The sequence below is a fragment of the Haloarcula argentinensis DSM 12282 genome, from assembly GCA_000336895.1.
GTDB lineage: Archaea > Halobacteriota > Halobacteria > Halobacteriales > Haloarculaceae > Haloarcula > Haloarcula argentinensis.
Genome location: AOLX01000024.1, coordinates 21,529 through 32,403, shown reverse-complemented (window position 1 = coordinate 32,403; position 10,875 = coordinate 21,529). Strand labels below are relative to the sequence as shown.

11 protein-coding genes are annotated in these 10,875 nt (G+C 63.7%); 1 reads left to right on the top strand and 10 read right to left on the bottom strand.

Going from position 1 to position 10,875, the window contains the following annotated elements:
• Positions 1-109: 109 nt before the first annotated feature.
• Genes pstA through C443_RS15070 form a run of 3 tightly spaced genes read right to left on the bottom strand, consistent with a single transcriptional unit; the run spans position 110 to position 5,093 of the window.
• Positions 110-2,764 carry a phosphate ABC transporter permease PstA gene (gene pstA, locus C443_RS15080; RefSeq protein WP_005537427.1) on the bottom strand — a complete coding sequence of 885 codons (2,655 nt, stop codon included), beginning with the start codon at positions 2,762-2,764 and terminating at the stop codon, positions 110-112.
• Positions 2,761-3,882: a phosphate ABC transporter permease subunit PstC gene (gene pstC / locus C443_RS15075; RefSeq protein ID WP_005537426.1), complete on the bottom strand. Its 1,122-nt coding sequence runs from the start codon at positions 3,880-3,882 to the stop codon at positions 2,761-2,763. The genes pstA and pstC overlap by 4 nt, the downstream gene beginning before the upstream one ends.
• Positions 3,883-3,941: 59 nt before the next feature.
• On the bottom strand, positions 3,942-5,093 hold the full coding sequence (locus C443_RS15070) for a substrate-binding domain-containing protein (RefSeq protein ID WP_005537425.1): 1,152 nt from the start codon (positions 5,091-5,093) through the stop codon (positions 3,942-3,944).
• Positions 5,094-5,424: 331 nt separating this feature from the next.
• On the opposite strand from C443_RS15070, the gene C443_RS15065 reads away from it, so the two are divergent.
• Complete coding sequence (locus C443_RS15065) at positions 5,425-6,429, top strand: phosphate uptake regulator PhoU (protein ID WP_005537424.1); 1,005 nt, start codon at positions 5,425-5,427, stop codon at positions 6,427-6,429.
• Between the two features lie 43 nt (positions 6,430-6,472).
• Here the strand turns inward: C443_RS15065 and C443_RS15060 are convergent, their stop codons facing one another.
• The 7 genes from C443_RS15060 to rimI form a co-directional block, all read right to left on the bottom strand.
• Positions 6,473-7,258, bottom strand: a complete 786-nt coding sequence (locus C443_RS15060) for a DUF7260 family protein (protein ID WP_005537423.1) — start codon at positions 7,256-7,258, stop codon at positions 6,473-6,475.
• A 290-nt stretch (positions 7,259-7,548) separates the two neighbouring features.
• Positions 7,549-7,935, bottom strand: a complete 387-nt coding sequence (locus C443_RS15055) for a rhodanese-like domain-containing protein (protein ID WP_005537422.1) — start codon at positions 7,933-7,935, stop codon at positions 7,549-7,551.
• 38 nt (positions 7,936-7,973) lie between these two features.
• Positions 7,974-8,516: an NUDIX hydrolase gene (locus tag C443_RS15050; RefSeq protein ID WP_005537421.1), complete on the bottom strand. Its 543-nt coding sequence runs from the start codon at positions 8,514-8,516 to the stop codon at positions 7,974-7,976.
• Positions 8,513-8,926, bottom strand: coding sequence for a hypothetical protein (locus C443_RS15045; protein WP_005537420.1), 414 nt, complete (start codon positions 8,924-8,926; stop codon positions 8,513-8,515). Before C443_RS15045 ends, C443_RS15050 begins: the two co-directional genes overlap by 4 nt.
• Positions 8,926-9,339, bottom strand: a complete 414-nt coding sequence (locus tag C443_RS15040; protein ID WP_005537419.1) for a DUF5809 family protein — start codon at positions 9,337-9,339, stop codon at positions 8,926-8,928. The genes C443_RS15045 and C443_RS15040 overlap by 1 nt, the downstream gene beginning before the upstream one ends.
• A 23-nt stretch (positions 9,340-9,362) precedes the next feature.
• A complete protein-coding gene (locus tag C443_RS15035; protein ID WP_005537416.1) occupies positions 9,363-9,839 on the bottom strand; it encodes a DUF5810 domain-containing protein in 477 nt (158 codons plus the stop codon).
• Between the two features lie 148 nt (positions 9,840-9,987).
• Positions 9,988-10,485: a ribosomal protein S18-alanine N-acetyltransferase gene (rimI, locus tag C443_RS15030; RefSeq protein ID WP_080505487.1), complete on the bottom strand. Its 498-nt coding sequence runs from the start codon at positions 10,483-10,485 to the stop codon at positions 9,988-9,990.
• Between the last annotated feature and the right edge of the window lie 390 nt (positions 10,486-10,875).

The following is a 10,875-nucleotide window of genomic DNA, read 5'->3' as shown; positions in this document are numbered from 1 at the left end:
CCCTCGCGCCATCAGAGATGTGTATAAGAGACAGGCACTTGGCGATGCGGTTTCGACCGTCCGTCCGCCGTTCGTTTGTGTGTCCGTGCTCGGCTCCGTGTTGATGCTATCACTCATAGTTGAGTTTCCTCCGGAAGTACGTCCGCGCCGTGATACCGACCGCGTAGAACGTCAGCACGACCATCAGCAGAATAAACGCCGTCGCCCACCCCATCTGTGGCGACCCCGACACCCCGGCTGCAATGACGGCCCACACCTGCGTCGGCAGTGACGCCGAGGCCGTCAGCAGGGCATCGTTGACGACAAACGGCGGCCTCGAGACGAAGCGGAAGCCACCGATGACATCGACGGCAGCCGTCGCGTTCAGCGTCGACCCGAGGACGAGAATGAGCGGGGCAGTCTCGCCGGCGATACGGCCGACACCGAGGATGACGCCGGTGATGACGCCCGGCATCGCCGCCGGCAGGACGACACTCTTGATTGTCTCCCACCGGGTCACACCCAGCGCCGCGCTGGCGTCACGGTACTCGTCGGGGACAGCCTTGATCGACTCCCGCGAAGTGATGAGCACCAGCGGCAGGAGCATGAACCCAAGGACCAGCATCCCGGCCAGCAGGGACTCGTCACCGCCCAGCCGCGGGATCAGGAACGCGGCCCCGAACAGGCCGAAGACGATGCTCGGCGTGCTCCAGAGCGCGTTCGTCGCGATTTCGACGAGCGCGGTGAACCGGCCCTGTTCGGCGTACTCGGTGAGGAACACCGCCGCACCAACACCCAGCGGGACGGCGAACAGCGTCGCACCGACGACCAGCCACACCGTGCCGATGATGGCAGGCATGATCCCGCCGGGCTCGGCCCCCAGCGGAATGTAGGCCTGCATCACCATCGGCCACGAAAGGCTCCCCTCGTTGGCGACTGAGACGCCGAGAACATTGAACGACGTGCCGGTAACGGCCACGTGCAGGCCCACCAGCGCGGTGAAGCCGGCCGCGCCGACGAGGCCGAGTCGTGTCTCCTCGGTCAGGAGACGGCGGGTGATCGTCTCCTCGCTGGCCCGTTTCGCGACGGTCGTGAGCGTCGCCAGTGCAAGCGAGGCGATAGCGGCCCCGAACGCGATTGCTGGCACGAGGTTCACCGGGCCCACTCGCGGATTGATGCTGGCGACTGGCTGGAGCAACAGCGCGGCCAGCATCAGCCCCAGTCCGCCGAACACCCCCAGCGTGAACAGCGGTGCCTCGGACTGTGCGCTCTCCGCTAACGTCGGCCCATCACTGGTGAGCACGCCGGCGAGCGGATATATCGCGAGGCCGCCCGCTGCGACCGACCCGGCAACGACGGCGGCAAGTCCGAGCGTCTCGCCGAGCGGAAGGCCGAACGGAGCGGGGCCGGAAACGAGGAAGAAGCCGGTGAGGACGACGAGCGCGAGAACCGCGGTCGGGACGGCCTGTCGAATCAAGCCGGCCCGCTCGGACTGTGTCCCGACCTTTCGGAGCGAACCGAACGAACGGAAGAAGGTAACTGCGACCAGCGCCGCCGGCGCGATCAGCAGTAGTGTTCCGATTGTCGTGTCAGGCGTCACCGCGAATGCCGTCTCAAGTGCCTGTCCCTGGCGGTTGACCTGAACAGTGTAGGCATAGGAGTGGCGTAGCGGGGACCCAGTGACGAGGACGCTCGCAAACATCGCGGCAAGCGCGCCGACTGCCGCCAGTGGGAGGACCCGGAATAGCTGTCGAGCGCCGCTGTTCCAGTCATTCGTGCCCGCAGGTGTGCGAGCGAACTGGACCGCGGCGAGGAGGGCTGGCGTCAGGAGGACCAGTGCGGTAAGCGCGCCAATCGAGAGTCCGTGGAAGGCGTATCCGACCCCTTTGACGGTCACGAACACGACAATTGTCGCCATCACGGCCACCATCAGGAAGGCGTTGAGGTTGATGACGAGGAAGGCCCCGTACTCGCGGCCCCGAGCGCCGAACCCGGCCCGGCACTTAGCGGCCGACCAGGCCGACAGGAGCGTCCCGACCAGGAGGAACACGGGGATGACCGCGCCGCCGGTGAAGCCACCGGAGAGCGTCTGCGGGTTCCACTGCCAGCCAACGCCGATGGTGCCGGTCACGATTGTCAGTCCGAGCGCGCCGACCACGATGGCTGTCGGGAGCGTCGAACCGAGGTCCTCGCGGGGGAGAATCGCCAGCAGGAACAGCCCGACGCCGGCGACGACGGCCCCGACGAGCCACAGGAGTGAGCCAGCACCGGTGAGCGCACCACCGACGGCGGCCCCCATAGCCAGGCCGACCGTGCCGAGCGCGCTGCCGGAGAGCAGCCCGGCGCTCATGTTCGGCTCCGTGTCCACGAGTTCGAGCCGGGAAGAGACACCAGCGGCAGTGATCACCAGCGCTTCGGCCAGCAACACGATTCCAAGCAGCGTCGCCATCGTCACAGGGAGGGCCGCGGCAAGCGCGGTCAACGCAAGCGTCGAGACGACGAGGCCCAGCCCGATGCCGCGCACTCGCTGAGAGGTGACCGGAACGACGTTGGTGTAGGAAGCAAGGCCGGTGATGCCGACCGCTCCGACGACGACAGCGAGTAGCGTCCCGAGCGCCGTGGTGAGGGTACTGCCGCTGGCACCGGGCGGGACCAGATTCACGAGCGTGACGAGCCCGAGCGTGAAGCCGACCACGCTGAGCGCGATTGCTGTATCGAGCCCCCGGTCGTAGATGTTCGAGTCCGCACTGACGAGTCGGTCCGTGGTCGCGTACGCGTCACTCATTGTTGCCCCTTCAGTTTCCGCTGCATGCGTCGCTCAATGTACTGCGAGACGATGCTCATCCCGGCGACGATGACGAACAGCATGACGCCGGCGACGAACAGCACGTCGACGGTGCTCTCGGAGGCGCTCCCGTACTGAGTCGCAATCAGACTGGTCAGCGTCGCGTTCGCGTCGAAGATGTCGAACAGTGGGTCGGCGAACTGCGTTCCCGAGGCCATGATCGCGGCGACGGCCATCGTCTCGCCGATGGCCCGGCCCAGACCGAGAATGACGGCCGCCGAGATACCCGAGAACGCCGCCGGGATGGAGATACTTTTCATCGTCTGCCACTCGGTCGCGCCCATGGCGACGGAGCCGTCACCCATCGACTGGGGGACGCTGGAGAGGGCGTCCTCGCCGACGGAGACGACCGTCGGTAGCGCCATCACGCCCACAACGATGCCGGCGATGAGGAAGCTCGCCCCGTCGTCGAGGAAGTTCGTCTGGATGAAGCCGTTCAGCACCTGAAACCCGATGAACCCGTAGACGATAGAGGGGATGCCGGCCAGAATCTCCACGCCGGGCTTGATGAGCTCCCGCAGGCGGTCGCTGGCGACCTCGGCGATGAACAGCGCGCCGAACAGGCCAAGCGGCCCCGCAACCGCACCCGCGATAATGGTGACGACCACCGTCGCCCAGATCATCGGTATCAGCGAGTAGGCCCCGCTAAGCGGGTTCCAGTACGTCGGATCAGACGGCAAGACGTTTTCGAGCCAGAAGAACCAGCGGACCGTCCCGCCCTGTTCCGGAATCAATAGCAGTCCAGTCCCGTGTTCGAGAAACGCCGGCAGCGCGCTCGCGAACAGGAAGAACGTGATGAACGCGACGGTCAGCACCGTGAGGATAGTCGCGACCAGCGTGAGCAGGCGTGCAACTTCGGCCTGATAGGTAACCCAGCCGACCGCCGTGACGAACACGAACGCGAGCAGCATGGGCAACGCAAGGGCCGGCCGAAACAGGAAGACGAGAATCGTCGCCACCAGCGTCGTCGCTATCGCGCCGACGGCGAGTGTCGACCCATCGGCTCTGTCCCCGCTCGACACCGCCTCGCCTTCCGTCGTAGGTATGTCCTCTGTCATAGTATGGAAAATCGACCGACACGGTCGACAGTCATTCGACTATTCTCAGTTGCGGTCGATTACACCTGATCAGGGAGCTTCGCGCGCTGCTCTTCCTTCCGGCGCTTGCCGAGCTTGAAGTAGTTGTTCGGCGCGACGAAGGTGTCCTGACCGAAGTCAGACAGGATCATGTTGATGACTGCGGCCTCTTTCTTCGAGGTGCCTTCCCACGTGTACATGTGGAGGTCACGCGAGAGTGGGTAGGCCTTCGAGTCCAGACCGTTCTCGTCGTCCTGGTAGCTGTAGGTCGTCCCTTCCCACTCCAGTCCGACGGGTGACAGGCCGTCAGTGTCGATAAACGCCAGCGCGAGGTAGCTGATGGCGTTGTCGGCCTGTGCGATTGCCTGGGCGAGGCGTTGGTTCTGGCCGTAGCGGTTGGCGACGGAGGTATCTTCCTCAGGGTTGCCGAAGACGTTGGAGACGAAGGAGGTCCGCGTCCCGGAGCCCTTGACGCGGCCCAGCACCTGAATCTCGCGGTCTGGGCCGCCGAGTTCGCTCCAGTTGGTGAGTTCGCCCTTGTAAAGGCTTTTGAGCTGGTCGCCGGTGATCTGCTCGACACCGGCGTCGGCGATCTCCTGGGAGACGACCAGCGGCTGGCCGTCCACGCCGACGACGTGGTCGACGAACTGCTCGTAGGAGTCACGGTCCGGCAGTTCGTCCTCGACGTTCCCGGAGGAGTTTCCGATGTCGTTCTGCCCGTTCATGACCTTCTCGACGCCGGTCCCGGAGTGGGAAAGGCCAACTGTGAACTGGAACGGCGGGCCGTCCTCACCGCCGGCCTCGAACCCGTAGAGCCCAGCCCAGTAGTCGGCGAGATTCTGTTCCGTGTCGATATCGTACTCGCCGTGGGGCCAGTACTCGGTGTCGCTGGCCGGCCGGTTGGCGTTCCAGTAGGAGGCCGCCGTGTTCGCGATGGGGTACACCGTCGAGGAGCCGCCGGATTCGAGTGCGCTGGTACCGCCGGAGCTACCGCCCTCGTCGGTGCTTTCGGTCGCTTCCATCTCCGTCGACACCGCCTCGGTGTCCGCACTCTCGCCGGAACTCCCGTCCGACTCGGAGTCGCCGCTGCCACTGGAACAGCCGGCGATTGCAGCGATGCTGGTCGCACCTGTCGTTGCGATGAATTTCCGCCGCGATACGAACTCTGACAGCCCGTTTGAGTCGTGCGCCATCACCAGAGTCCAGTGAGACAGCTAATAAGTAACCTGCTAAGATAGCTATATTTATTACGTTAGTACTATATAGTTGTGGTATGATAAACACTCACGAACAGATATAGATATATTAGCTTTCTTGCCGTCTTTGGGGCCTCAAGTACTCGTATACGGCATATATGAACAACCACACACATTACGGTATTTCAACCGTCTGCACCACTATTACAGGCGAATATCGTCGAAGAATCGACCCTCAGCCGGGAAATATGTCCCCAAATATTAGAGGTCCAATATAGTATATAGATATGAGTGGATTTATATCATCCCGTGAACGAGTGCCAGTCACATGGAGACACGCAAGGTCCAGGTGACGGGCGGGTCGACATACACCGTCTCACTACCCAAAGAGTGGGCGACAGAAAACGACGTGAGCGCGGGCAGCGTCGTCGAATTCCACGCCGAACGGGACCTGCTGTTGCTCGCTCCACAGCGGGACAACGGCCGCGTGGAGGGGAGTCTCGACGTGGATGGACTCGAAAACAGGCACGAACTCACGCGGGCGGTGATGACGATGTACGTCAGCGGCTTCGACATCATCCAGCTCGAAGCGACTCGGATAACGGCCGAGCAGCGTCGCATCATCCGCGATGCGACTCAGGGACTGGTCGGTCTAGAAATGATCGAGGAGACAACCGACAGAGTCGTCCTGCAGGACCTGCTCGATTCGTCGGAACTGTCGGTCCACAACGCGATCACGCGAATGCGGCTGGTCTCGCTGACGATGCTCTCCGACGCTGTCGAGGCACTCATCGAAGACGACGACGACCTTGCGGCAGATGTGATGCAACGCGACGACGACGTGGACCGCCTCTGGTACATGGTTTCGCGCGTGTTCCGAACCGTCCTCCGAAACCCAACGGCAGCGAACGAGATCGGGTTCCCTCGCGAGACCGTCTTCGACTTCCAGTCTAGTGCCCGCCAGCTAGAGCGTATCGCCGACCACGCGACCAAGATCGCCAGTCTCTCCCAGGAAATCGGGGAGATCACCGGGGAAACCGCCGACCTGCTCGATCAGCTGGAGGCAGAGGCGATTGCCGTCCCAGAGACTGCGATGGACGCCCTGTTGACCGAGGACTCCGACGAAGCCGTCGAGCTGGCAAACGAGGCCCGGAGCCAGATCCCCGATGTCGACGAAACTGCCCGTGAGGTCGACGGGCAGATCCGCGAGTTCGACCCACAGAGCGCACAGGTACTGGGCCTCATCGTCGACTCCCTGTCCCGGACCGCGGACTACGGCGGTAACATCGCCGAGAGCGCGCTCCAGAAGGCTGCGCCGCGACCGCAGTCCTGACGAATCCGCAAGACGCAGAACGATAGACAGCTGCCTTGTCGCCTTAGCTCGTCGAAACGATGCAGTGACGACGATGCCGCCTGATCGTGTCGAGACAGTCGACAGTGTCAGCGAGCGCCGGACACGTCACTGGACAGTCGCCGTAGAGATACCGAGCGAGACTGGTTCCGTCAACACCGGAGAGGGCAGCGGCCGACCGGCTGTGGAGTTGCTGTTGGCGGGTCGCTGCTACCGCCTCGCAGTCGGCCTCGATTTCGGCGAGCTGACCGTCGATGCTGTCGAGTCGCGCTGAATCAGTCGTTCGGCGTGCGTTCGCACCGAGTGCGGCCCCGCGGCGTTCACAGTCGTCGAGTGTCGCTCGCACAGACTGTAACGACTCTCGCTCGTCTTCAAGTGCCGGGAGCAGTGTTTCACGTTCGTCGCGTGCCCCCTCGCTCGCGGTCAGGAGTGCCTCGTACAACTGCGGGGTCAGGCGCGTTCCCGTGGCGATCTGCGTGCCGAGCTCCGGCCCGAACTCCATCGACATGTTCGCTTCCAGCGAGTCGTCGTACTCGGCCTCGAAGTGTGGCACAGCCATGACCGTCTCTCGGTAGGCTTCCCGGACGGCACGCAGGCTCGCCTCTGGTTTCGGCCGCCGGGCACTGAGTGCCGACACCCCGCCCGCTGCGGTGTCGGCGATGCCCGCGGATTGCACCGTCGGTTCGATGGACACGATTCTGGACCGAAAGCGCCTGAAAGCCGACAGTTCAGCCGCTATACAGTCGACCTCCCGCTGAACGACAGCGAGCGCCTGCTCGATCTGTGGCTGGCTCGTCTCAGTGTCAGACACGGAGTACTCGACCGAACGGACGGCTGTCGTCGTATAGATATTTTATATGTTCGCTATATAGACGGCGATACCGCTACCGCTGGAGTCAGCGGTGGTCCGATACGCTTCAAGCGACAACGTCACTGCCAGAACGGGTACTGTCAGACTGTCCACTCATGTCGTCCGCAACGGATGCACTTTTCCCGAGTGGGGGAGTACGACATGCTGGTGGCGATGACGAGATGTTACCCCCGCTGAGCCCCTTGTGACGATGGACTATTCCTGAGCCACCATTTCACTCCGAACAGCGGCTAAAACGGTGCAGCAGGGCCTTCGTCGGTGTCTCCGTCAGCAGCCGCAGTGTCTGCCGTCGCCTCCTCGTCAGCGTTTGCACGTTCTAGTGGCCCGTCCCAGCCGTTCAGTCCGGGTTCAAAACTTACCACGTCGCCCTCAAACCCTTCGTACGACGCGATGAGGCGGGCGGCCTGCACGCTGGATTTGCCTTTCGGACACACTGTCACGACCTCGTCGTCGCCTTCGAACCGTTCGACTTCGTCGACGAGCGACGGGAACGGGACGTTCTCGCTCCCGGGGATGTGACCCCGCTCGAACGCGCCGGGCGAGCGGATATCGACCACCCGGACCGCCTCCTCGTCGAGTTTCGACCGTAGCTCGTCGGTGTCGATTTCGCCGTCCATACCCAGCCGCTAGCGGGCGATACCTAAACCTTCACCGGCTACAGCAAGCCGTCAGCCTGTGCCAGCAGGATGCCTTCGATAGTCGCGTCGTTGGCCGGTTCGCGCCGGGCGACCTGCAGCGCTTCGTCGATGGGCACAGTCGTCACCGAGAGGAACTCGTTGTCGTCCAGTTCTCGGTCGACTGGTTCGAGTCCCTCAGCGAAGACGATGCCACGGCGGTGCCGGAGCACGCCGGTCGAACACGAGAACTCCTCGATAAGTGAGACGCCGGCAGCCTCGAAGCCGGTCTCCTCGCGGAGTTCGCGCGCCCCGGCGGTCGTGTAGGACTCGTCGTCTTCGACGATACCGGCCGGGAGTTCGAGGCACTGCTCGCGGATGGTCGGGCGGTACTGGTCGACCATGACGAGTTCGTCGCCGGTCGTGGCGACCACGACGGCCGCATCGGGCAGTTCAGCCCAGTAGTAGTCCTTTTCGGAGCCGTCGGGCTGGCGAACCCGGTCGTAGCCGCCGGTGTACCAGCCGGTCTCGTACTCGCGTTTGCTCTCGACGATAGGCCACTCGTGGGCCGGTTCGCGGGTCATACGTCTTGTCGGACCGCGACGTGGTAAAACGTGCCGTTGTGCCTGACGACGACGCCATCATCGGCCACAGCCCCATCGTACTGCTGGCTGAGCGCGTCGCGTTCGTCAAAGGGGGAGTGAGTGAACGCACCCTTGAATCCGAGCGGGCCGCGCCAGTACGGTTCGGACTGTCCGGGCGCCGACGGGGATGCGTCTGTCAGCGCCGCGCTCGTGTACGGAAAACGCCGCTCGGACTGGCTGCTCCAGTTGATCGCCGTGCCGTTGTCGACGCTGTACTCGCCGTCGGTCGGCGTGGCGACAGTGTAGTAGGGGTCCCCGCTCTTGAGCAGGCCCGGCAGCGCACCCAGCGCCAGCAACAGCACGACGACGGCGATGATGCCGAGCAAGGTGTTCCGTGTGACCGGGCGCATCAGACGACCTCGCGGTAGATGCGGCCGAAGGCCTGGCGACGGAGCGTCCCGACAGCGGCTCGGCGTTCGTCCTGAAACGTCGCCGCGACGGCCTGCTCCGCGAACGGGGCAGCGTGCCAGACGACGTTGTCGACATTCTCCGCGCCGACCAGCGACACCTCGCAGTCCGTGTCTTCGCGCCATTCCTCGAACTCCGTCATCGAACCGACCTGAACTGCCAGCGATTCCGCGAACAGCACGTCGCGGGCGGTTTCGACCACCTCGCTGGTGACTCGCTCTTCGTAGGTCTCCGGGTCGAGACCCATCGCCTTCGCGACTTCCTTGACAACGACCTGCGCCGTCGGCCCGAAGGCGTCGTAGCGCTCGCGGGCCTCGGCTGCCGATGCCGGCGCGAACTGCCCCTCAGTGTCCATACGTCCCCTTGCCGCCGGCGGGACTATTCGGTTTCGTCTCCGTTCGCGCCGGTGTCGTCGCCAGCGTCTGACTCCGACGTGTCACTGTCACCGGCGTCCGAATCGGTTTCGTCGTCGCTGTCGCGCAACATCTCTCGCGTCAGATCCCGAGCCTCGGCCAGCACCTCGCTGTCGTGGTCGCTGAGCGCGTTCGATCCCCGGTGGCGGTCCGCGCCCTGCGGGAGGTCACCGTGGCCGTGTCCGTGCGCGTGGTCGTGGCTATGCCCATCGTCGCTGCGGTCGACCGTGTCCTCGAACACCTGTGGAAACTCCGTCTCCTCGGCGTACTCGACGACCTCAGTGGAGAGTTCGTCCTCGCCGAGCTGGCCCCACTCGGGGACGCGCTCGTCGAGCCACGCTTCGTGGTCGTCACCGCCGGTCATCGCCGTAAACGCGAGGTGGTTCGCCAAATGCACGTCGTCGGCTTGCGGGTCGTCACACACTGGACAGGCGTATCCCATCGGTGTGCAGAGCGTGGATGCGGAGCCGTATATGTAGTCGGGGTCTCGGAGCGGTGGTCGGTTCGGGAGAACTGGCTGCGCAGGGTCATCCGACAACAGACATGCAGTACCCACAGCACTCAAACAGTATCAGACGTAGCTGCCACACTCAGAGTAATCGGACCATCACAAGCGCGTCCTCGCCGTTGCTGTAGTAGTTGGGAATGGTCTTGCGGTGCTCGAACCCGAAGCGCCGGTAGAGCTTTCGTGCGCCATCGTTATCCGCCCGGACCTCCAGCTTGACCGAGCCAGCACCCGTCTCGCCGATGACCTCCAGTGCACGCGTCAACAGCGCGCTCGCAACCCCCTGCCGCCGGTACGCTGACCGGACCGCGAGGTCCTTGATGTGGCCGAGCGGGGTACCATGGTTCGGCACCGTATCCGCGATGACGTAGCCTGCGACAGCGGGGGGGTCATCATCGTCATTGCCGGTTTCGGCGACGAGAAAGCCAGCTTCGCCGAGATAGCTCTCCAGTGCAGAAAACGGCCACGGCTGTGGAAACGACGCCTGCTCGATGCGGTGGATCTCGATGAGGTCCGCGCGGACGGCGCGCCGAACCGCTGGCGTATCCGGCGTCTCCGGTCCGTCAGGAGCGACCGTTGTCACATGCATAGTTCGGTGTGGGCCTACATATGTGTTACCGCCGACCGAAGCTACCTGATTTCTGACTTTTTGTCGATAAGTACTGATAGTTCATGCATCGATACGACCGAGACAAGGTTAGAAAGGCGGAAGGTTCTTTAGCCTGACCATTCTATGTATAGTTGCACCCGTTTTGGGTGCCACCACCCCCACCCCCACCCCTCTTTCCGAACTTTTCCATCGCTGCCGAGTTGTCCTAGAAGTACTTCCGTCAGCGCCGACTGCACGCGTCAGGATGAAGTACGGGGTACTGTTGCGGGACAAACTTCTGCTAGCGCCGTCCTGAGGCTAACGTATATGTCCGTTTCACTGCTCGAAAACCACGGTCAGAAGCGGCCGCGCTGTCTCACGGCG

Excerpts from the sequence above, each read along its gene's own strand:
- pstA (WP_005537427.1), bottom strand. The coding sequence starts at position 2,764 with ATGAGTGACGCGTACGCGACCACGGACCGACTCGTCAGTGCGGACTCG.
- pstC (WP_005537426.1), bottom strand. The coding sequence starts at position 3,882 with ATGACAGAGGACATACCTACGACGGAAGGCGAGGCGGTGTCGAGCGGG.
- C443_RS15070 (WP_005537425.1), bottom strand. The coding sequence starts at position 5,093 with ATGGCGCACGACTCAAACGGGCTGTCAGAGTTCGTATCGCGGCGGAAA.
- C443_RS15065 (WP_005537424.1), top strand. The coding sequence starts at position 5,425 with ATGGAGACACGCAAGGTCCAGGTGACGGGCGGGTCGACATACACCGTC.
- C443_RS15055 (WP_005537422.1), bottom strand. The coding sequence starts at position 7,935 with ATGGACGGCGAAATCGACACCGACGAGCTACGGTCGAAACTCGACGAG.
- C443_RS15050 (WP_005537421.1), bottom strand. The coding sequence starts at position 8,516 with ATGACCCGCGAACCGGCCCACGAGTGGCCTATCGTCGAGAGCAAACGC.
- C443_RS15045 (WP_005537420.1), bottom strand. The coding sequence starts at position 8,926 with ATGCGCCCGGTCACACGGAACACCTTGCTCGGCATCATCGCCGTCGTC.
- C443_RS15040 (WP_005537419.1), bottom strand. The coding sequence starts at position 9,339 with ATGGACACTGAGGGGCAGTTCGCGCCGGCATCGGCAGCCGAGGCCCGC.
- C443_RS15035 (WP_005537416.1), bottom strand. The coding sequence starts at position 9,839 with ATGGGATACGCCTGTCCAGTGTGTGACGACCCGCAAGCCGACGACGTG.